We start from the raw sequence: 19,697 nt of genomic DNA on the forward strand, positions 1-19,697 counted from the left end.
AAAAGAGATGACCATCTTTACCAATCCACCGGTCAAAAAGCAGGGTATGTTCGATAGCGAGCTGCTGATGCCGGCCATCGCCGACTCGTTCCGCAAGCTCAGTCCCGCCACGCAGGTGCGCAGCCCCGTGATGTTCGTGGTCTATGTCGGCAGCATCATCACCACGCTGCTGTACGTGCAGGCGCTGTTCGGCAAGGGCGAGACCAGTCCCGGTTTCATCCTGGCGATCACCGTCTGGCTGTGGTTCACGGTGCTGTTCGCGAACTTCGCCGAGGCGATGGCCGAGGGGCGCAGCAAGGCGCAGGCGGCTTCGCTGCGCAGCCTGAAGCAAACCGTGGTCGCCAAGAAGCTGGCCAGCCCCAAGTACGGCACCACCTGGCTGCCGCAGCCGGCGCTCGATCTGCGCAAGGGTAACTACATCCTGGTGGAGGCGGGCGACGTGATCCCGATCGACGGCGAGGTGATCGAAGGCGTGGCATCGGTCGACGAAAGCGCCATCACCGGCGAATCGGCGCCGGTGATCCGAGAGTCCGGCGGCGACTTCTCTTCCGTCACCGGTGGCACGCGCGTGCTGTCGGACTGGCTGGTGGTTAAAGTCACCGCCAATCCGGGCGAGACGTTCCTCGACCGCATGATCTCGATGGTCGAAGGCGCCAAGCGCCAGAAAACCCCCAACGAGATCGCGCTGACGATCCTGCTGGTGGCGCTGACCATCGTGTTCCTGATCGTTACCGTGACACTGCTGCCGTTTTCGCTGTTCTCCGTGGCCGCCAGCGGCAGCGGCACGCCGGTCACCATCACGGTGCTGATCGCGTTGCTGGTGTGCCTGATCCCGACCACCATCGGCGGCCTGCTGTCGGCCATCGGAGTGGCCGGCATGAGCCGCATGATGCAGGCGAACGTGATCGCCACCTCGGGCCGCGCGGTGGAGGCGGCCGGCGATGTCGACGTCCTGCTGCTCGATAAAACCGGCACCATCACGCTCGGCAACCGTCAGGCGTCGGCATTCGTGCCGGCGCCCGGCGTGACCGACCAGCAGCTGGCCGATATCGCGCAACTGGCTTCGCTGGCCGACGAGACGCCGGAAGGGCGCAGCATCGTGGTGCTGGCGAAGCAGAAGTTCAACCTGCGCGAGCGCGAGATGGCGTCGCTGAACGCGGTGTTCGTGCCGTTCACCGCGCAAACACGTATGAGCGGCGTCGATATCGGCGACCGGGCGATCCGCAAGGGCGCGGCCGACACCGTGCGCAAGTACGTCGAGTCCCTGGGCCTGCCGTATCCGGCCGAGGTGACCCGTGCCGTCGACGACATTTCGCGTCGCGGCAGCACGCCGCTGGTGGTGGTCGACGGCGGCCGCGTGATGGGTGTGGTCGAGCTGAAGGACATCGTCAAGGGCGGCATCAAGGAGCGTTTCGCCGAATTGCGCCGCATGGGCATCAAGACCGTCATGATCACCGGCGACAACAAGCTGACCGCCGCCGCCATCGCCGCGGAGGCGGGCGTGGACGACTTCCTGGCCGAGGCGACGCCGGAGGACAAGCTCAAACTGATACGCAGCTACCAGTCCGAGGGCCGGCTGGTGGCGATGACCGGCGACGGCACCAACGACGCGCCGGCGCTGGCGCAGGCCGACGTCGCCGTGGCGATGAACTCGGGCACGCAGGCGGCCAAGGAGGCCGGCAACATGGTCGACCTGGATTCGAATCCGACCAAGCTGCTGGAGATCGTCGAAATCGGCAAGCAGATGCTGATGACGCGCGGCTCGCTGACGACGTTCTCGATCTCGAACGACATCGCCAAGTACTTCGCCATCATCCCGGCGGCCTTCGTCGGCACCTATCCGCAATTGAAGGCGCTCGACATCATGCACCTGGCCAGCCCGTCGTCGGCCATCATGTCGGCGGTGATTTTCAATGCGCTGATCATCGTCGCGCTGATTCCGCTGGCGCTCAAAGGCGTGCGTTACCGCGCCATCGGCGCCGTCGCGCTGTTGCGCCGCAACCTGCTGCTGTACGGCGTAGGCGGCATCATTCTGCCGTTCGTCGGCATCAAGGCCATCGACCTGCTGCTGTCTGCGCTTAACCTGGTTTAAGGAGTTCATCATGTCGTTTTCCGCAATTCGTCCCGCAGTCGTCGTTTTCAGCGCCCTGACCCTGATCTGTGGTGTGGTCTACCCGCTCGCCGTCACCGGCATCGGCGCCGCCGCGTTCTCCGCCAAGGCCGCCGGCAGCCTGGTGGAAGTCGGCGGCAAGGAGGTCGGCTCGACGCTGATCGGCCAGTCTTTCTCGTCGCCGAAGTATTTCTGGGGCCGTCCGTCGGCCACCGGGCCGATGCCCAACAACGCGGCCGGTTCCAGCGGTTCCAACCAGGGACCGAACAACCCGGCGCTGCTGGACGCGGTCAAAGGCCGTATCGACGCGCTCAAGGCGGCGGATCCCTCCAACACCGCCGCCATACCGGTCGATCTGGTGACGGCGTCCGCCAGCGGGCTCGATCCCGAGATTAGCGTGGCCGCCGCGCGCTATCAGGCCGGCCGCATCGCCGCCGCCCGCAAGCTGCCGGCCAAGGAGGTGCTGGCGCTGATCGACCGCCATCAGATCGCCCAGGTGTTTGGTTTCTTCGGCGAGCCAAGGGTTAACGTTTTGGCGATGAATCTGGCGCTCGACGGCGCGGCGAGCCCCGACAAGCGGTAAAATCAACGCATGTCCATGTTCCCCAACGAGAGCCAACGACCCGACCCCGATGCGCTGCTGGCGCAGGTGCAGGCGCAGGAGCGCAAAGCTGCTCGCGGCAAGCTGCGCATCTACTTCGGCGCCTCGGCCGGCGTCGGCAAGACCTATGCGATGCTGGCCGCCGCCCGCAAGCTGCGGGCCGAAGGGCAGGAGGTGCTGGTCGGCGTGGTCGAAACCCACGGGCGCGGCGAGACGGCCGCCATGCTGGGGGACCTGGACGTGCTGCCGCCCAAGCGGATCGAGTACCGCGGCAAGACCCTGGCCGAATTCGATCTCGATGGCGCGCTGGAACGGCGGCCGCCGCTGATCCTCATGGACGAACTGGCGCACTCCAACGCGCCCGGCTCGCGCCACCCCAAGCGCTGGCAGGACATCGAGGAACTGCTCGACGCCGGCATCGACGTGCTCACCACCGTCAATGTGCAGCACCTTGAAAGCCTCAACGATGTCGTCGGCGGCATCACCGGCATCCGCGTCGGCGAGACGGTGCCCGACACGGTGTTCGACCAGGCCGACGAAGTGGTGCTGGTCGATATCCCGGCCGACGAGCTGCTGGCGCGCCTCAAGAGCGGCAAGGTCTATCAGGAGCAGCAGGCCGAGCGCGCGTCGAAGAACTTCTTCCGCAAAGGGAATCTGATCGCGCTGCGCGAGCTGGCGCTGCGCCGCACCGCCGACCGGGTCGAGGACGACGTGCGGGCCTACCGCGTCGAGCAATCGATCGCCGACATCTGGAAGACTGGCGCCGCGCTGCTGGCTTGCGTCGGTCCGCGCCCCGGCGGCGAGCACACGGTGCGCAGCACGGCGCGGCTGGCCGGCCAGCTCGGCACCGGCTGGCACGCGATCTATGTCGAAACGCCCTCGCTGCACCGGTTGCCGGCCGCGCGGCGCGAGCAGATACTCAAAACCCTCAAGCTGGCCGAGAGCCTGGGCGCGACCACGGCGGTCATTTCCGGGCGCGACATCGCGCTGGCGGCCGTGGAGTACGCGCGCGGCCACAATCTGTCGAAGATCGTGGTCGGCCGCGCCCATCCGACATGGCCGTGGCGCCCGCCGCACATCAAGCGCCTCGCGCTCTACGCGCCGGATCTGGACCTGATCGAAATCGGCCGGGCGAGCAAGGAGCCGGAGGCGGCATCGCCGGTTCCCGTTGGCCGCGACGCCGACACCGTGGCCGGCGACGCCGATGATACTGGCGTCAAAGTGCCATGGCTGCGCAGCCGCGCCGCCGGCTACCTGATCGCGGCGACTGCCAGCGTGGCCACCGCGCTGGTGGCCACGCCGCTGGCGGCTTGGCTCGATCTGGCCAATATCGCGATGCTGTTTTTGCTGATGGTGGTGCTGGTGGCGGTGCGCTATGGTCGCGGACCGTCGGTGCTGGGCACTTGCGTCAGCGTGGCCTGCTTCGACTTCTTCTTCGTCCCGCCGCGTTTCACGTTCGCCGTGACGGATTTCCAGTATGTGATCACCTTTGTCGTCATGCTGGCGGTAGGCCTGATCACCGGCCACCTGACCGCCGGCCTGCGCTTCGAGGCACGCATCGCCTCGCAGCGCGAAAAGCGTTCGCGCGCGCTGTACGAGTTCGCGCGCGAGTTGTCGGGCGCGCTGCAAACCGAGCAAATCTTCGACACCACGCAGGCGGCGATACAGCGCGCCTTCCGCGCCCGCTCCACCTTGATGGTGCCGGATGAGGAGGGCCGGCTGCGGACGCCGCCGCCCGGCGCCGGTGGCGGCGCTGGCGCCTCCGCCGTCGATGCCGCCTACATCGAGCACCGCTCCGCGCTCGACATCGGCATCGCCCAGTGGTCGTTCGACCACGCCGAAAGCGCGGGTCTGGGCACCGGCACCTTGCCGGCCAGCCGGATTTTCTACCTGCCGCTGGAGGCGCCGATGCGCACGCGCGGCGTGCTGGCGATCGAACCGGCGAACGCGCGCTGGATACTGATCCCCGAGCAGCGGCAGCAGCTCGATACGTTCGCCGCGCTGGCCGCCATCGCGCTGGAACGGGTGCACTACATCGAAGTGGCGCAGAACGCGCTGGTCAACATGGAGTCCGAGCGGCTGCGCAACTCGCTGCTGGCGGCGTTGTCGCACGACCTGCGCACGCCGCTGACGTCCCTGGTCGGCCTGTCCGAATCGCTGGCCGGCTCGAAACCGGCGCTGGCGCCCTCGCAGCTGGACATGGCGGCCGCGCTGCACGACGAGGCGCTGCGCATGAGCGCCCTGGTCTCCAATCTGCTCGATATGGCGCGCATCCAGAGCGGGGAAGTGAAATTCAACCTGCAATGGCAGCCGCTGGAGGAGGTGGTGGGCAGCGCGCTGCGCGCCAGCACCTCCCTGCTGAAAGGCCATGTGGTGCGCACGCGGTTGCCGTCCGACCTGCCGCTGGTGCGTTACGACGCCGTGCTGATCGAGCGGGTGCTGTGCAATCTTATGGAAAACGCCGGCAAATATACGCCGCCGGGATCGCAGATCGTCATCGCCGCCGAGCTGCATGGCGCCTGGATTAATATCCTGGTCTATGATGACGGTCCGGGTTTGCCGCCCGGGCGAGAAGAAGCCCTCTTCGAGAAGTTCACGCGCGGCGAACGGGAATCGGCCAAGTCGGGTGTCGGTCTGGGGCTGGCGATCTGCCGCGCCATCGTCGAGGCACACGGCGGGCGCATCGCGGCGGCGCCGTCGCCCCTGGGCGGAGCGGGCTTCGCGATCTCGCTGCCGCTTGGCACGCCGCCGGAAATGCCGGAGATGCACGAGTTGGAACAGGATAGCTGATATGAATGACGCAAATGAATGACGTAGCGACCGCCCCCATTGCCTTGCTGGTCGAGGACGAGCCGCAAATCCGCCGCTTTGTGCGCACCGCGCTGGAGGAGGAGGGCTGGCAGGTGCACGAGGCGGCGACCATGCAGCGTGGCCTGATCGACGCCGGCACCCGCAAGCCGGACCTGATCGTGCTCGATCTGGGCCTACCCGATGGCGACGGCATCGATTTTGTCGCCGATCTGCGCAAATGGTCGACGGTGCCGGTGATCGTGCTGTCGGCGCGGGTCAACGAGGCGGACAAGATCCGCGCGCTTGATGCCGGGGCCGACGACTATCTGACCAAGCCGTTCGGCGTCGGCGAGCTGCTGGCGCGGGTGCGCGCCACCTTGCGGCGCCAGCGCCAGCCGGCGGTCGACAATGACGGCCTGATTCAGTTCGGCGACGTCGCGGTGGACCTGAAAAACCGCCGCGTCACGCGCGCCGGCGAAAACGTCCACCTGACGCCGACCGAGTACCGCCTGCTGGCCGTCCTGGTGGCCAACGCCGGCCGCGTGATGACCAATCCCCAACTGCTGCGCGCCGTTTGGGGCCCGTCGCAGGCGGAGAACGGCCACTATCTGCGTATCTATATGGGCCACCTGCGGCACAAGCTGGAAGCCGATCCGACCCAGCCGCGCCATCTGCTGACCGAAACCGCCGTCGGCTACCGCCTCCAATTACAGTCATGATGGCGCCGGTGCAGCCGCGTTTCGCGCGCGTGGCCGCCGCCATCGGCGATCCCACGCGGGCGTTGATGTTGTCCCGGTTGCTCGATGGCCGATGCTACACCGCCACCGAGCTGGCCGAACATGCCGGCGTGGCCGCGTCCACCGCTTCGCAGCACCTCAAGCTGCTGGTGGACGAGGGGCTGGCGCAGGTGCGCGCGCAGGGGCGGCACCGGTATTTCATGTTGGCCGATGCCGATGTCGCGCACGCGTTGGAGGCGCTGCTGCGGGTGGCCGACGGCGCGCTGCCGGAGACCACGCGCTGGCGGGGCGCGGCGATGCGCGGGTTGCGTCATGCGCGCAGCTGTTATGGGCATTTGGCGGGGGAGCTTGGTGTACGGTTGTGCGAGGCGATGCTGGCGCGGGGCTGGGTCGTGGAGGAGGGCGGTCGCGATTATGCGTTGACGGCGGCGGGGCGCGACGGGTTGGCGCAAATGGGCGTGCCGGCGGAGGCGCTGGAAGCGCGGGCGGGACGGCGGCAGTTGTACGGCTGCGTCGACTGGTCGGAGCGGCGCGATCATTTCGCCGGTCCGTTGGCGGTGGCGATGCTGGAGGCGTGGATAGCGCAAGGATGGCTGCGCCGCGAACGGGATTCGCGGGAGCTGACGTTGACGGCCGCCGGCGGCAAGCGGCTGGCGAGTATTTCTGAAACACGTAGGGCGGATTAGCGCGCAGCGCGTAATCCGCCAGGCTCCGTCGGCGGCGCGTACATGGCGGATTACGGCGTTCCGCCTAATCCGCCCTACGTGTTTTAGAAGATTTATACATTTAGACGATTTAGAGGATTTTGGCCATCGTGTTCACTTGCTCAGCGTCCGCATGGCTCGCTCCAGCCCATCCATCGTCAGTGGGAACATCCGGTTGTTCATCAACTGGCGGATGATGCTCACCGATTGCCGGTACTGCCAGATCCCCTCCGGCTCCGGATTGAGCCAGACGAATTTCGGAAACGCATTCGTGAAGCGCGCCAGCCACTCGCTGCCCGCTTCCGCATTGTTATACTCCACCGATCCCCCCGGCTGCAGCACCTCATAGGGACTCATGGTCGCATCGCCGACGAAAATCACCTTGGTATCCGCCGGGTACTTGCGCAGGATGTCCCACGTCGGAAACCGCTCCGAATGCCTGCGCCGGTTGTTCTTCCACATATAGTCATACACGCAGTTGTGGAAGTAGAAGAACTCCATGTTCTTGAACTCCGTCTTCGACGCCGAGAACAGCTCCTCGGTGCGCTCGATATGGTCGTCCATCGTCCCGCCGACGTCGAACAGCATCAACACCTTGATATTGTTCTTGCGCTCTGGCTGCATCTTGATATCCAGGTAGCCGGCGTTGCTGGCCGTGGCGCGGATGGTGGCGTCGAGCGCCAACTCCTCCTCGGCGCCCTGGCGCGCGAACTTGCGCAGCCGCCGCAGCGCGACCTTGATGTTGCGCGTGCCGATCTCCTTGTCGCCGTCGTAGTCCTTGTAGGCGCGCGCCTCCCACACCTTGACCGCCGTGCGGTTGCCGCCCTTGCCGCCGATGCGCACACCCTCCGGATTGGTGCCGCCATTGCCGAAGGGCGAGGTGCCGCCCGTGCCTATCCATTTGCTGCCGCCCTCGTGGCGTTCCTTCTGCTCCTTGAGCAGTTCCTGCAGGCGGTCCATCAGCTTGTCGTAGCCGAATTTCTCCAGTTCGGCCCTTTGCTCGTCGCTGAGCTCACGCTTCATGCGTTGCAGCAGCCAGTCGAGAGGAATCGCGCTGTTGGTCTCGAAGACGTCGTTGACGCCCTTGAAGTACATGCCGAAGGCGCGGTCGAATTTGTCGAAGTGCGCCTCGTCCTTCACCAAGGTGAGGCGCGACAGGTAATAGAAGTCGTCGAGCGAGGCGTCGATGACGTTCTTTTGCATCGCTTCGAGCAGGGTCAGGAACTCCTTGATCGTGACCGGGATCTTGGCGTCCTTGAGGGTGAAGAAGAAATCGATCAGCATTTCAGGCCTTCCCGTGCCGTTCCAGCCGGTAGCGCAGCTGCGCCTTGATCTCCGGCCACTCGCCGGCGGTGATGCTATACATGACCGTGTCGCGCACGGTGCCGTCGCGGCGCAGCGCGTGGTGGCGCAGCACGCCGTCCTTGCGCGCGCCCAGGCGCTCGATGGCCGCCTGCGAGGCGTGGTTGAAGTTATCGGTGCGCAGTCCGACCAGCGCCGCGCCCAGTTTCTCGAACGCGTGCGTCATCAGCAGCAGCTTGCAGGTGGAGTTGACATGGCTGCGCTGGCGGCTCTTGGCGTACCAGGTGTAGCCGATCTCGATACGGCCGACCTCCGGGAGGATGTCGTGGTAGCTGGTCGAGCCGATGACGGCGCCGCTGGCCGCGTCGACGACGGCGAACGCCAGCCGGGTGGGGCGCATCTCCAGCGCCTTGTCGATGTAGGCGTCCACTTCGTTCGGCGCCGGCACGGAGGTGACGCGCAGGGTCCACAGTTCGCCGTCCCGCGCGGCGGCCAGCAGGCCTTCGGCGTGCTGAGGCCCGAGCGGCTCGAGCCGCACGCCGTTCAATTCCAGTGTGAGAGGGGTGGGGGCTTTCATCAGCGGTTGGTCCTCGACATGAACACCAGGCGCTCGAACAGGTGCACGTCCTGCTCGTTCTTGAGCAGCGCGCCGTGCAGCGGCGGCACGATGGCCTTGGCGTCCTGGCTGCGCAGCGCCTCGGCGGGGATGTCCTCGGCCATCAGGAGCTTGAGCCAGTCGAGGAATTCCGACGTCGACGGCTTTTTCTTCAGGCCCGGCACGTCGCGCACCTCGTAGAAGCTTTGCAGCGCCTGCGCCAGCAGATCCTTCTTCAAATGCGGGTAGTGCACGGCGACGATTTGCTCCATCGTGTCGCGGTCGGGGAATTTAATATAGTGGAAGAAGCAGCGGCGCAGGAAGGCGTCCGGCAGCTCCTTCTCGTTGTTGGAGGTGATGATCACCAGCGGCCGGTGCACCGCGCGCACCATTTCGCGCGTCTCGTAGACGTAGAACTCCATGCGATCGAGCTCGCGCAGCAGGTCGTTGGGGAACTCGATGTCGGCCTTGTCGATTTCGTCGATCAGCAGCACCACCGGCTCCGGCGCCGTGAAGGCCTGCCACAGCACGCCCTTGACGATGTAGTTCTGGATGTCGCGCACGCGCTCGTCGCCGAGCTGGGAGTCGCGCAAACGCGACACCGCGTCGTATTCGTACAAGCCTTGTTGCGCCTTGGTGGTGGACTTGATGTGCCACTGCATCAGCGGCATGTTCAGCGCGGCCGCCACCTCCTCGGCCAGCATGGTCTTGCCGGTGCCCGGCTCGCCCTTGATCAGCAGCGGGCGTTGCAGCGTCAGGGCCGCATTCACGGCCAGTTTCAGGTCATTGGTCGCGACGTACTGGTCGGAACCCTCAAAGCGTGGGGTGGCTTGCATGCGTTATGTCTCGGTGAAAAAGGGATTTGTCGAGTATAGGGGAGAATGGCCGATGTTGTGGGCCGGTATCACCCCGATAGCCGGCCCCGGCACTGTGTTGTTCCGGCAATGATTCTGTGTAGCTTAGAAAAATTTCTTGAGTTAGAATCGCAGGCTAATAGTGCAAAAGTCAAGTTTTGCATCCGCGGTAGTATCCGATTACTTACCTTGCAAACACCATGAAAAAAATCACCGCACTTCTCGTGCTCGCAGGCCTCGCCCAGACCGTCCAGGTCGCCGCCGCGGCGGAAATCGTGGGCAACGCCCAGAACGCCAAGGCAAAGGTTGAAATGTGTATCGGTTGTCATGGAATTCCTGGCTACAAAGCCACTTTCCCGGAAGTGTTTCAGGTGCCGATGATCGGCGGCCAGTCGGCCAAGTATATTGAAAACGCGCTGCAGGCCTATAAAAAGGGCGATCGCAAGCACCCATCCATGAAGGGCATCGCGGCCAGCCTGTCGGACCAGGATATCGCCGATGTCGCCGCGTTTTACTCGCAGCAGACACGTACCGCAGCGAAATGAGGACCGCCACTATGAAAAAACTGATCGCCGCACTGTTCTGCTCCGTCCTGTCGTTCTCCGCCGTTGCTGGCGGCAATGTCGCCGCCGGCAAGGCCGTGGCCGACAAATACAGCTGCTTCACCTGCCATGGCAAGGATTACAACTCCCCGATCGACCCCAGCTATCCGAAGCTGGCCGGCCAGCACAAGGACTACCTGGAACACGCGTTGACCGGCTATAAGCGCGGCGATGGCGCCAACGGACGCAACAATGCCATCATGACCGGCCAGGTCAAGCCGCTGACCAACCAGGAAATCAAGGACCTGGCGGCGTATTTCCACAGCCTGCCGGGCAGCCTGGTGGTGCACCGCTGAGTAGCCGAGCCACGGCGACGCCCCCGTCCAGCCCCGAAAAGCCACGCATTGCGTGGCTTTTTTGCATCTTTTTCCCGATTTTTTTGAATCCGTCTACGTAGTTTCTTCCGCTTTCCTTAAGTGTTATCCCTCATCTGGCGCCAACCTTGCGCTGCTAAAATCCTCTTTCTTGATAATATCTATGGACACTCGCGCAATTCTATAGTCGGTTTTCGCCGCCAATAAGCATTGCGCAAGCATCGGCAGCCGTCACCCTCTTCGTCCGCGCGCAGTCACCGCCACGGCCGACCAGCCACCTTCGAATGCCACTTCCCGGCGCCCTCGGCGTGCGGGATGGCCGGCACGCCAGTCCCGAATACAGTCGGTACCTATGAATGGAGTTACGTATGCGTAAGTCACTTGTAATTTTAATGTCGTGCCTGATCCTGGCGGCATGTAGCAAATCGCCGGCGCCCTCGGCCGATAAACCGGTCGACGTGCTGCTGATCGGCGCCGGCACCATGAGCGCCACCTTGGGCACCATGCTCAAGGAAATGGACCCGAGCCTGACCATGGCCATCTACGAGCGCATGGATTCGGTCGCCGCCGAGAGCTCCGACGCCATGAACAACGCCGGCACCGGCCACTCCGCGTTCGCCGAGCTGAATTACACGCCGGAAGCGGCCGACGGCCACATCGAGACCAAGAAAGCGGTCGAAATCAACGAACAGTTCGAGATTTCCAAGCAATTCTGGGCCTACCAGGTCAAGAACAAGTACATCGGCGCGCCGCAAACCTTCATCAACAATGTGCCGCACATGGCCTTTGTCTGGGGCGACGACAACATCAACTTCCTGCGCAAGCGCTACGCCGCGTTGCAGAAGGAAAACCTGTTCAAAGGCATGCTGTACTCGGAAGATCCGGCCGTCATCCAGCAATGGGCGCCGCTGATCATGACCGGTCGCGACAAGGGCCAGAAAGTGGCCGCCACCCGCATGGAAATCGGCACCGACGTTAATTTCGGCAACCTCACGCGCGCGCTGGTCAAGCACCTCACCGACACCCACGGCACCACCTTGAACCTGCGCCACCAGGTCGAAGACATCAAGCGCGGCACCGACGGCAACTGGAACGTCACCGTCAAGAACCTGGCCGACGACACGGTCAAGACCGTGCGCGCCAAGTTCGTCTTCATCGGCGCCGGCGGCGGTTCGCTGCCACTGCTGGAAAAATCGGGCATTCCTGAAGCCAAGGGCTACGGCGGCGTACCGGTCGGCGGCCAATGGCTGGTCACCACCAACCAGGCGTTGATCGACCAGCACGCGGCCAAGGTGTACGGCAAGGCCTCGGTCGGCTCGCCGCCGATGTCGGTGCCGCACCTGGACACCCGCATCATCGACGGCAAGAAAGCGCTGCTGTTCGGCCCGTTCGCCACGTTCTCGACCAAGTTCCTGAAAAACGGTTCGTGGATCGACCTGCCGGCCTCGATCGACAGCGGCAACGTCCGCCCGATGCTGCAAGCCGGCTATGACAACATCCCGCTGACCAAGTATCTGATCGGCCAAGTGATGAATTCGCCTGAAGACCGTCTGGCCGCGCTGAAAGAATACCTGCCGACCGCCAAGCTGGAAGACTGGACGCTGCAAAACGCCGGCCAGCGCGTGCAGATCGTCAAGGACGACCCTGAAAAAGGCGGCCTGCTGCAGTTCGGCACCGAAGTGGTCGGTTCGGCCGACGGCAGCATCGTCGCCTTGCTGGGCGCCTCGCCTGGCGCCTCGACCGCGCCGCCGATCATGATCAAAGTGCTGCAAACCGCGTTCAAGGCCAAGCTGGCCACGCCGGAATGGGACGCGAAAATGAAGGCCATGGTGCCGTCCTACGGTCACAAGCTGAACAGCGATCCGGTACTGGCGAACAAGATCCGCCACTACAGCAGCGACATCCTGGGCCTGAAGGCGTTCACCTTGGAAGAGCCGGCCGTTGCCGCCGCCCCGGCAGAGACCGCCGCCAAATAAGGCAGACCGCCGCAAAGACAAAAGCCACGCAACCGCGTGGCTTTTTTTCATCCGGGTTTTTGTTATTTGATGCGGCGCTTGATGGCTTCGATGTAGGCGTCGCCGTCCGGCGGCGTGCCGGTGCGCTGGGCGTTCCAGATCATCTCGCCCAGGCATTCCATGATCTCGTGCTGCGCTTCGTGTGCGGAGTCAAATTTTAGCGTGAGGGCGGTGGCGGCGTCGCGGATGCCCCGCGGCTGGTCGATCGAGATCTGTTCGTCGATCGACAGGTGCATCGACAAATGTAAAAACGGATTGGCTTGCGCGCCCTCCACCGAGTAGTCGCGCGACAGCGCCGTGTCGACGTCGGCCAGCACGTCGTGGTATTCGGGGTGGTGGCGCGCCCAGTCGGCCGCCATCGCTTCGAGCGGGGTGAGGATTTCGTTGGCCCGCTGCTTGCGGTAGGCCTCGCAGAAGAAGCGGCGGACGTCGTCGGATGATGGATTGAACATGCCGCCATTGTACCTCCGGCGAAAAAAAAGCGGGACAGTGTGCCTGTCCCGCCTGGGTTGTTGCCGTCTTGCTAACCGCTCAGCTGTCGCTTTTGACCGGCTCGGCCGGCCCCGACGCGACGGCTGCGGTGGCCGTCGTCGTGGCCTCGGCCGGTGCGCAGGGCGATCCCGGTGGTTCCGGGTTCGGACGCGGCGCGTGGGGCTGGCGCAGGTAGCGCGAGCCGTGCTGGCGTCGATCGTGGCCGTTGGCCGGCCACGTCAGGAAGCGCGACAGCTCCTGCAGCGCGCGCTGGTAGACGTCGCGCTTGAATTCGATCACCACGTCGAGCGGCACCCAGTACTCGTGCCAGCGCCAGGCGTCGAATTCCGGATGGTCCGTCAGGCGCAGGTTGACGTCGTTGTCGCGCGCGCACATGCGCAGCAGGAACCAAATCTGCTTTTGGCCACGGTAATGGCCGCGGATCTCCCGCTTGATGAAATGATCCGGCACCTCATAGCGCAGCCAGTCGCGGGTGCGGCCGACGATTTTTACGTGCTCGGCCCGCAGGCCGATCTCTTCCTCCAACTCCCGGTACATCGCCTGCTCAGGCGTTTCTCCATATTTGATGCCGCCTTGCGGAAACTGCCACGAGTGCTCGCGCACCCGCTTGCCCCACCACACCTCGTTCTGCGCGTTGAGCAGGATGATGCCGACGTTGGGCCGAAACCCCTCCCGATCGAGCATATTGCACCTCAAACTTTCTGCGACTGTGCTCCCTGCTTATATTTTTGCCCATAAAAAGACTCTTCGGCTGGGTTTTCGGGGTACGAAAACGGTCGAAGGGCCATCTATTGAACGCATTTGTATAAAGTATGGACGCATCAGCCAGCTAATCCTTTAAAATTAGGTTGATTATAACTCTCTCTTTTTAAAAAGAATTCACCGTATGCGCGCCTCACGTTTTTTTATTTCCACGCTTAAAGAAGCGCCTTCCGACGCCGAGATCGTCAGTCACCAGTTAATGATGCGCGCCGGCATGATCAAGCGCCTGGGTTCGGGCATCTACACGTACATGCCGATGGGCCTGCGCGTCATCCGCAAGGTCGAAGCCATCGTACGCGAAGAGATGAACAAGTCCGCCGCCATTGAGCTGCTGATGCCGCTGATCCAGCCGGCCGAGCTGTGGCAGGAGACCGGCCGTTGGGACAAGATGGGCGCCGAGTTGCTGCGCATCAAGGATCGCCACGGCCGCGAATTCGCCTTCCAGCCGACCGCCGAGGAAGTCATCACTGATGTTGTTCGTTCGGAAATTAAATCGTACCGTCAACTTCCGTTGAATTTTTACCACATTCAGACCAAGTTCCGCGACGAGCGCCGTCCGCGCTTCGGCCTGATGCGCGGCCGCGAGTTCACGATGAAGGACTCCTACTCGTTCGACCGCGACCTGGCCGGCATGCAAGCCTCGTACAAGATCATGTATGACGCCTATGTGCGCATCTTCAACCGCTTCGGCCTGAAGTTCCGCGCGGTGGCGGCCGACAACGGCGCCATCGGCGGCACCGGTTCGCATGAATTTCACGTCATCGCCAGCACCGGCGAGGACGCCGTTGTCTATTGCCCGACCTCCGACTATGCGGCCAACATGGAAGCGGCCGAAGCCTTGCCGCTGAACGCCACCCGTCCGGCCGCCGCCCAGGCGCTGACCAAGGTCGCCACGCCGGACGCCACCAAGTGCGAGCTGGTCGCCGAGCAGCTCAAGCTGCCGCTGGCGCAGACCGTCAAGACCCTGGCGCTGACCGTCGAGACCGAAAAAGACGGCAAAGTAGCTAAACAGTATTTCATGCTGCTGCTGCGCGGCGACCATGAGCTCAACGAAGTCAAGATGGGCAAAGTGGCCGGCCTGGCCGGTCACCGCTTCTCGACCGAGGCGGAAATCCTGGAAGTTTACGGCTGCGTGCCGGGCTACCTGGGTCCGATCGGCACCAAGGCTCCGGTCACCGTGGTGGCCGACCGCACCGTCGCCAACATGGCCGACTTCGTTTGTGGCGCCAACGACGCCGGCTTCCACTACACCGGCGCCAACTGGGGCCGCGACGCGGCCGAGCCGGCCATCGTGGCCGACCTGCGCAACGTCGTCGAAGGCGACGCCTCGCCGGACGGCAAGGGCGTGCTGGCGATCGAGCGTGGCATCGAAGTGGGCCACGTGTTCCAGCTGGGCACCGCGTACTCGGAAGCGATGAAGGCCACCTTCCTCGACGAGAACGGCAAACCGGCGCCGCTGCAGATGGGTTGCTACGGCATCGGCATCACCCGCATCCTGGGCGCGGCGATCGAGCAGAACTTCGACGACAAGGGCATCATCTGGCCGACGTCGCTGGCGCCGTTCGAACTGGTGCTGTGCCCGATGGGCATGGACCGCAGCGAAGCGGTCAAGGAAGCGGCCGAGAAGCTGTACGCGGACGCGCAGGCGGCCGGCATCGACGTCATCCTCGACGACCGTGGCCTGCGTCCGGGCGGCATGTTCGCCGACTGGGAGCTGATCGGCGTGCCGCACCGCGTGGTGATCGGCGACCGTGGCCTGAAGGAAGGCAACCTGGAATACCAGGGCCGCCGCGACACCGAGGCGACCGCTGTGCCGGTGGCCGATGTGATCGGCTTCATCCAGGGCAAAATGTCGCAGTGAACAGAAGCGGTCTAGCCGGCGTGTTGCTGGCGCTGTCGGTAACGATGGCGCCGGCCGCGCACGCCGGCAATCAGAAGGAGGAGGCGCTGGCCGATTCGGTCCGCGTCGCCCTCGCCAATAGCATCAAGGATGCGACGCCCCCGCGCATCACGTTCCGCAACGACGCCGAGCGGCTGCGTTACGACGGCTGGCTGGCACAGATGTCGGCGCGCCTCAAGCGCAAACTGCCCGACGAGCAAACCCGCCATGAGTTTCTTGCCACCGTGTGGTACGAATCGCGCCGCGCCGGGCTGGAGCCGGGCATGGTGCTCGGGCTGATCCAGGTGGAGTCTGCTTATCGCAAGTACGCGGTATCGCTGGTGGGCGCGCGCGGGTATATGCAGGTGATGCCGTTCTGGACCAATGTGATCGGCGACCGCGACCGCAGCGCGCTGTTCAACATGCAGACCAATTTACGCTACGGCTGCGCGATTTTGCGGATGTACATCGACATGGAGGGCGGCAACCTCTACCTCGCGCTGGGCCGGTATAACGGCAGCCGTGGACGACCGCAATATCCGAACGCCGTGCTCACGGCGTGGAATAACTGGAAATAACCCCCAAACCAAAAAACCTTGGGGTTTTGCGTAATTCAGAATTTTGCCGACGTCCCAGGCCCCACTATCAAAATTCCCTGCAGCGACGAGATGTTTTCCGCATCGGACCAACTGCCGAGCAGGCGGCCCGCGCCGTCAAATTCAAGCAATTGCCGTCCTTTGCCGCCGTTGTCGGGACCGTGGCCTTGCCAGTTGGCGACGATGAGCCGCCCATCGTCCAACTGCTGGAAGGTGGCGTAGAAAAATGGCGCGACTTCCGGCGGCACGTCGGCTTCGCCACCAAACGTTGCAAGCAACTGGCCTTGCGCGTCGAAGCGCGCCATGAAGCCGCCATAGCCGGCCGAGACCAAGGTCGTGCCGTCCGCGCATTGCTCCGCCTTCCACGCATGAAAGAAGCCCGGCGCCCGCAACTCGCGCACGGCGTTGAGCGCGCTGTCGGTCTCCAGGATGTGATCGTTCATGCACAGCAGGTAGCCGCCCCCGGCCGTACGCCGCATCAACCGGACGTAGTCGCCGTCGCGGCGGGCCGTGTGCGTCAGATTCAAATCGCGGTCCAGCGTCAGGACGTTGATGCCGCCGGTGCCATCCAGGTTATAGCCAGTCACCAGGGTCGCGCCATCGTCCAGCCGGCACGCGGAAGTAACATCGCTCCACCGGTCGCAGGACGACAATACCTCGCCGGTGCTGATCCGCAGCTCGAAGAAGCCACGCTCGAAGCCGATCAGCACGCGGTCGTCGTCAAGGCGCTGCATGTCGCGCGCCAGCGGGAAGTCGGCCAGATCGCGCGACCATTGCGCGCCCGGGCGGGTGGTGTCGATCAGCGAAATACGCTGGCGGCCCTCGTCGATGGCGAGCAGTTTGTGTGTCAGTGTCATGCGGTCGTTTCCTCGTTACCAGTAGGGTTCCCACGTGCGGCTCAGCCGCACCAGGGATTCGAAATAGAAGTAATCGCCCCAGATGCAGCTCTCGTCGATGCCGATGCGGTGCGGCTTGTGATAGACGGCATGTCGCAGCAGCCCGCCGCCGGCTACGCCGTCCGTGTCGGCGTAGTGCTCGGACAGCTGCCGCACGGTGCGCAGCGCGGCGGCCTCGTAGTCGGCGCGCAATGGGTCGAGCAGCGGCAGGTTTTTGGCCAGCTCCAGCAGGCCGCAGGCGGCGATGGCGGCGGCCGAGCTGTCGCGCTCCTCGCCGCCCGAGGTGAAGATCAGATCCCAGTAGCAGATGCCGTCTTCCGGCAGGCGGTTCAGATAGTAGTTGGCAAGCACCTTGGACAAGTCGAGCAGACGCGTGTCGCCGTTATGGCGGAACACCAGCGGGAAGCCGGAGATGCCCCAGGCCTGCCCGCGCGCCCAGCACGAGTCGTCGGCGTGGCCCTGGTGCGTTTTGCCGTGGCGCGGCAAGCCGGTCGCGGTGTCGAAGAAGAAGGTGTGGAAGGTCGAGCCGTCCGGCCGCACGATGTGGCGTGCCGCCGCTTCGATATGCCGGTCGGCGGCCTGTCGGAAGCGCAGGTCGCCGCTGTGCTCGCTGGCCCAGTACAGCAGGGGCAGGTTCAGGTTGCAGTCGATGATCATGCGGCCGCTTTGCTCGGGATCGTTCAAGTCGCCCCAGGCCTGGATGATGCCGGCGCGCGGCTGGTAGCGCTCCAGCAGCAGATGGGCCGCGCCGATGGCCGCTTCGGCCGCGATGGCGCTGCCGGTGAGCTTGTGCGCGGCCACGCATGACAGACTGTACAGGAACCCCAGGTCGTGGTGGTTGACGTTGATCTTTTCCGCCTGCCGCCGGTGGAAGCCGAGCACGTGGCGCTCGGCGGCGTCGCGGTAGCGCTGGGCGCCGGTCGCTTCGTAGGCCAGCCACAGCATGCCGGTCCAGAAGCCGTTGGTCCATTCGATATTGCCGATGGCCGGGTAGACGCCGGCCGTGCTCGATGGCGCCGGGAAGTCGTCGCCGAAGTGGTCCAGGTTGCGGTCGATCGACGCCAGCGCCTGGTCGAGCGCGCGCGTCAGCATTTGCCGGTTTTGCTGGTCGGGCGGCGTGGCGCCTTTCAACGGTTCGATGACGGCGGCGTTCAGGGATGCGGACATGGGGTTTCCTTGATGATCACAGGGTTTTTTGCAGCGGTTCGGCGGCGTCGGCATCGGGCTTGCTGGCGCTGCTGCGCGGCGTTTCGGCGGGCGTAGGCTCCAGCGCGAAGGCCGACAGCACCAGGAAGACCAGCCCCAGTCCCGCCAGCACCAGATAGGTCGCGGGGAAGCCGATCAGGTCGTAGCTCTTGCCGACCATCGGCGACAGGATCGCCAGCCCCAGCGAGTGGCCGAAGCTGACGCCGACCATGTACAGGGTGGAGGCCAGCCGCGTGTCGAAGTGGTGGGCGATGTAGCGGAACACCGACACGACCAGTATCGGCAGCTCGACCGAGTGCAGCATCTTGAGCACCGAGATCGACACCGGCCCGACCGCGAAGCTGGAGCCGCCGATGCGCAGCATCATGATGGCGCCGGCCAGCATCAGCCCGTTCTTGGCGCCGATGCGCTTGACCAGTATCGGCGACAGGAACAGCCCGCCGGCCTCGATGAAGATCTGCGCCGAGTTCAGGTAGCCGAACATGGCCGCGCCCATCTGCGGCGTCGGGAACAGCGAGGCGAAATAGCTGGGGAATTGCTGGTCGAACACCAGATACAGATTCGTCACACCCAGGATGAACACCATGAAGCGCCAGAACTTGGGATCGCGCAGCAGGCCGAGCGCGTCGCCCAGCTTGACCTTGTTGGCCTCGGTGACGGTGCCGGTGTCGGTCTCGGTGCGCCATACCAGCAGCATGACGATCATCAGCAGCCCGGCGCCGGAGGCGATGAAGAAGTTGATGCCGGGATTGATGTTGAACAGGTGGCCGGTCATCATCGCCGCGCTGGCGAAGCCGAGCGAGCCGCACAGACGCACACGGCTGTACTCGAAGCCGTAGCGGCGGCCGATGCGGTCGACATACGATTCGATCGCGTAGCTGCCGGCGATGAAGGTCACGCCCAGGTACAGACCACCGATGGCGGCGCCCAGCAGCAGGTTGGCCTTGAGCAGCGGCGCGTAGACGAACATGAAGAACAGCCCGCACATGGTGCACAGCGCGCTGACGGTCCACAGGATGTGCTTGCGCATGCCGACCTTGTCGGAGATGAAGCCGTAGATCGGTTGCGAGCACATCGCGGCGATGAAGTTGGCGGCGAACACCACGCCGGCCTCGGTGCCGGACAGGTGCAGCGTGTTGCGCAGCCACAGGGTCAGCAGCGAAATGCTCATCGCCTGCGCGAAGAAGTACACGAAGACGAAGACGCTCAGGAACCGGAAATGCGATTGGGTTGGGGTCATGG

The 19,697-nt window shown here is 64.4% G+C and carries 18 protein-coding genes; 10 read left to right on the forward strand and 8 right to left on the reverse strand.

Annotated features, from left to right (window positions below; genetic code table 11):
- The first annotated feature begins 7 nt into the window (after positions 1 to 7).
- The 5 genes from kdpB to MRBLMU1_RS30990 are packed head-to-tail and all read left to right on the forward strand — an operon-like array spanning position 8 to position 6,924.
- Entirely contained in the window at positions 8 to 2,092 is a 2,085-nt protein-coding gene (gene kdpB / locus MRBLMU1_RS30970; protein ID WP_363510265.1) for a potassium-transporting ATPase subunit KdpB, read from the forward strand.
- A gap of 10 nt (positions 2,093 to 2,102) precedes the next feature.
- On the forward strand, positions 2,103 to 2,693 hold the full coding sequence (gene kdpC / locus MRBLMU1_RS30975; RefSeq protein ID WP_363510138.1) for a potassium-transporting ATPase subunit KdpC: 591 nt from the start codon (positions 2,103 to 2,105) through the stop codon (positions 2,691 to 2,693).
- A gap of 15 nt (positions 2,694 to 2,708) precedes the next feature.
- Positions 2,709 to 5,501, forward strand: coding sequence for a two-component system sensor histidine kinase KdpD (kdpD, locus tag MRBLMU1_RS30980; RefSeq protein ID WP_363510266.1), 2,793 nt, complete (start codon positions 2,709 to 2,711; stop codon positions 5,499 to 5,501).
- Between the two features lie 14 nt (positions 5,502 to 5,515).
- A complete protein-coding gene (gene kdpE / locus MRBLMU1_RS30985) occupies positions 5,516 to 6,220 on the forward strand; it encodes a two-component system response regulator KdpE (RefSeq protein WP_363510139.1) in 705 nt (234 codons plus the stop codon).
- Positions 6,217 to 6,924 carry an ArsR/SmtB family transcription factor gene (locus MRBLMU1_RS30990; protein WP_363510141.1) on the forward strand — a complete coding sequence of 236 codons (708 nt, stop codon included), beginning with the start codon at positions 6,217 to 6,219 and terminating at the stop codon, positions 6,922 to 6,924. Before kdpE ends, MRBLMU1_RS30990 begins: the two co-directional genes overlap by 4 nt.
- Before the next feature lie 132 nt (positions 6,925 to 7,056).
- On the opposite strand, the gene MRBLMU1_RS30995 is transcribed toward MRBLMU1_RS30990, so the two are convergent.
- The 3 genes from MRBLMU1_RS30995 to MRBLMU1_RS31005 are packed head-to-tail and all read right to left on the reverse strand — an operon-like array spanning position 7,057 to position 9,675.
- Complete coding sequence (locus tag MRBLMU1_RS30995) at positions 7,057 to 8,226, reverse strand: vWA domain-containing protein (RefSeq protein ID WP_363510143.1); 1,170 nt, start codon at positions 8,224 to 8,226, stop codon at positions 7,057 to 7,059.
- A 1-nt stretch (position 8,227) separates the two neighbouring features.
- Positions 8,228 to 8,821: a GNAT family N-acetyltransferase gene (locus tag MRBLMU1_RS31000; protein ID WP_363510145.1), complete on the reverse strand. Its 594-nt coding sequence runs from the start codon at positions 8,819 to 8,821 to the stop codon at positions 8,228 to 8,230.
- Complete coding sequence (locus tag MRBLMU1_RS31005; protein ID WP_363510147.1) at positions 8,821 to 9,675, reverse strand: AAA family ATPase; 855 nt, start codon at positions 9,673 to 9,675, stop codon at positions 8,821 to 8,823. Before MRBLMU1_RS31005 ends, MRBLMU1_RS31000 begins: the two co-directional genes overlap by 1 nt.
- Before the next feature lie 218 nt (positions 9,676 to 9,893).
- On the opposite strand from MRBLMU1_RS31005, the gene MRBLMU1_RS31010 reads away from it, so the two are divergent.
- The 3 genes from MRBLMU1_RS31010 to mqo all read left to right on the forward strand — a co-directional run bounded on the left by MRBLMU1_RS31010 (position 9,894) and on the right by mqo (position 12,585).
- Positions 9,894 to 10,238 (forward strand): c-type cytochrome, encoded by a 345-nt coding sequence (locus MRBLMU1_RS31010; RefSeq protein ID WP_363510149.1) that lies wholly within the window; start codon positions 9,894 to 9,896, stop codon positions 10,236 to 10,238.
- Positions 10,239 to 10,249: 11 nt separating this feature from the next.
- Positions 10,250 to 10,591 carry a c-type cytochrome gene (locus MRBLMU1_RS31015; protein WP_363510151.1) on the forward strand — a complete coding sequence of 114 codons (342 nt, stop codon included), beginning with the start codon at positions 10,250 to 10,252 and terminating at the stop codon, positions 10,589 to 10,591.
- A gap of 386 nt (positions 10,592 to 10,977) precedes the next feature.
- Positions 10,978 to 12,585 (forward strand): malate dehydrogenase (quinone), encoded by a 1,608-nt coding sequence (mqo, locus tag MRBLMU1_RS31020; protein WP_363510153.1) that lies wholly within the window; start codon positions 10,978 to 10,980, stop codon positions 12,583 to 12,585.
- A 62-nt stretch (positions 12,586 to 12,647) separates the two neighbouring features.
- Here mqo and MRBLMU1_RS31025 read toward each other — a convergent pair whose 3' ends face one another.
- Both MRBLMU1_RS31025 and MRBLMU1_RS31030 read right to left on the reverse strand, forming a co-directional pair.
- Positions 12,648 to 13,076 (reverse strand): DUF1841 family protein, encoded by a 429-nt coding sequence (locus tag MRBLMU1_RS31025; protein ID WP_363510155.1) that lies wholly within the window; start codon positions 13,074 to 13,076, stop codon positions 12,648 to 12,650.
- Between the two features lie 79 nt (positions 13,077 to 13,155).
- Entirely contained in the window at positions 13,156 to 13,800 is a 645-nt protein-coding gene (locus MRBLMU1_RS31030; RefSeq protein WP_363510157.1) for an RNA pyrophosphohydrolase, read from the reverse strand.
- 202 nt (positions 13,801 to 14,002) lie between these two features.
- Between MRBLMU1_RS31030 and MRBLMU1_RS31035 the strand changes: the two genes are divergently transcribed.
- Complete coding sequence (locus MRBLMU1_RS31035) at positions 14,003 to 15,739, forward strand: proline--tRNA ligase (protein ID WP_363510159.1); 1,737 nt, start codon at positions 14,003 to 14,005, stop codon at positions 15,737 to 15,739.
- A 44-nt stretch (positions 15,740 to 15,783) separates the two neighbouring features.
- Positions 15,784 to 16,335 (forward strand): lytic transglycosylase domain-containing protein, encoded by a 552-nt coding sequence (locus tag MRBLMU1_RS31040; RefSeq protein WP_363510268.1) that lies wholly within the window; start codon positions 15,784 to 15,786, stop codon positions 16,333 to 16,335.
- 35 nt (positions 16,336 to 16,370) lie between these two features.
- On the opposite strand, the gene MRBLMU1_RS31045 is transcribed toward MRBLMU1_RS31040, so the two are convergent.
- From MRBLMU1_RS31045 to MRBLMU1_RS31055, 3 genes are read right to left on the reverse strand one after another with little or no spacing between them, the layout of a single operon-like run.
- Positions 16,371 to 17,210 (reverse strand): hypothetical protein, encoded by an 840-nt coding sequence (locus tag MRBLMU1_RS31045; RefSeq protein WP_363510160.1) that lies wholly within the window; start codon positions 17,208 to 17,210, stop codon positions 16,371 to 16,373.
- Between the two features lie 15 nt (positions 17,211 to 17,225).
- The gene (locus MRBLMU1_RS31050; protein ID WP_363510161.1) at positions 17,226 to 18,416 is read right to left on the reverse strand and encodes a glycoside hydrolase family 88 protein; all 1,191 of its coding nucleotides are present in this window, start codon (positions 18,414 to 18,416) and stop codon (positions 17,226 to 17,228) included.
- 16 nt (positions 18,417 to 18,432) lie between these two features.
- Positions 18,433 to 19,695, reverse strand: coding sequence for an oligosaccharide MFS transporter (locus tag MRBLMU1_RS31055; RefSeq protein ID WP_363510163.1), 1,263 nt, complete (start codon positions 19,693 to 19,695; stop codon positions 18,433 to 18,435).
- Between the last annotated feature and the right edge of the window lie 2 nt (positions 19,696 to 19,697).

The sequence above is a fragment of the Burkholderia sp. LMU1-1-1.1 genome (assembly GCF_040675865.1).
In the GTDB taxonomy this organism is placed as follows: Bacteria; Pseudomonadota; Gammaproteobacteria; order Burkholderiales; family Burkholderiaceae_D; genus Rugamonas.

Bases quoted from the DNA above. Each gene is read 5' to 3' on its own strand.
- MRBLMU1_RS30995 (WP_363510143.1), bottom strand. From the start codon at position 8,226: ATGCTGATCGATTTCTTCTTCACCCTCAAGGACGCCAAGATCCCGGTC.
- MRBLMU1_RS31025 (WP_363510155.1), bottom strand. From the start codon at position 13,076: ATGTTCAATCCATCATCCGACGACGTCCGCCGCTTCTTCTGCGAGGCC.
- MRBLMU1_RS31000 (WP_363510145.1), bottom strand. From the start codon at position 8,821: ATGAAAGCCCCCACCCCTCTCACACTGGAATTGAACGGCGTGCGGCTC.
- mqo (WP_363510153.1), top strand. From the start codon at position 10,978: ATGCGTAAGTCACTTGTAATTTTAATGTCGTGCCTGATCCTGGCGGCA.
- kdpC (WP_363510138.1), top strand. From the start codon at position 2,103: ATGTCGTTTTCCGCAATTCGTCCCGCAGTCGTCGTTTTCAGCGCCCTG.
- MRBLMU1_RS31055 (WP_363510163.1), bottom strand. From the start codon at position 19,695: ATGACCCCAACCCAATCGCATTTCCGGTTCCTGAGCGTCTTCGTCTTC.
- MRBLMU1_RS31030 (WP_363510157.1), bottom strand. From the start codon at position 13,800: ATGCTCGATCGGGAGGGGTTTCGGCCCAACGTCGGCATCATCCTGCTC.
- kdpD (WP_363510266.1), top strand. From the start codon at position 2,709: ATGTTCCCCAACGAGAGCCAACGACCCGACCCCGATGCGCTGCTGGCG.
- MRBLMU1_RS31015 (WP_363510151.1), top strand. From the start codon at position 10,250: ATGAAAAAACTGATCGCCGCACTGTTCTGCTCCGTCCTGTCGTTCTCC.
- MRBLMU1_RS30990 (WP_363510141.1), top strand. From the start codon at position 6,217: ATGATGGCGCCGGTGCAGCCGCGTTTCGCGCGCGTGGCCGCCGCCATC.
- kdpB (WP_363510265.1), top strand. From the start codon at position 8: ATGACCATCTTTACCAATCCACCGGTCAAAAAGCAGGGTATGTTCGAT.
- MRBLMU1_RS31045 (WP_363510160.1), bottom strand. From the start codon at position 17,210: ATGACACTGACACACAAACTGCTCGCCATCGACGAGGGCCGCCAGCGT.
- kdpE (WP_363510139.1), top strand. From the start codon at position 5,516: ATGAATGACGTAGCGACCGCCCCCATTGCCTTGCTGGTCGAGGACGAG.
- MRBLMU1_RS31040 (WP_363510268.1), top strand. From the start codon at position 15,784: ATGGCGCCGGCCGCGCACGCCGGCAATCAGAAGGAGGAGGCGCTGGCC.
- MRBLMU1_RS31005 (WP_363510147.1), bottom strand. From the start codon at position 9,675: ATGCAAGCCACCCCACGCTTTGAGGGTTCCGACCAGTACGTCGCGACC.
- MRBLMU1_RS31035 (WP_363510159.1), top strand. From the start codon at position 14,003: ATGCGCGCCTCACGTTTTTTTATTTCCACGCTTAAAGAAGCGCCTTCC.
- MRBLMU1_RS31010 (WP_363510149.1), top strand. From the start codon at position 9,894: ATGAAAAAAATCACCGCACTTCTCGTGCTCGCAGGCCTCGCCCAGACC.
- MRBLMU1_RS31050 (WP_363510161.1), bottom strand. From the start codon at position 18,416: ATGTCCGCATCCCTGAACGCCGCCGTCATCGAACCGTTGAAAGGCGCC.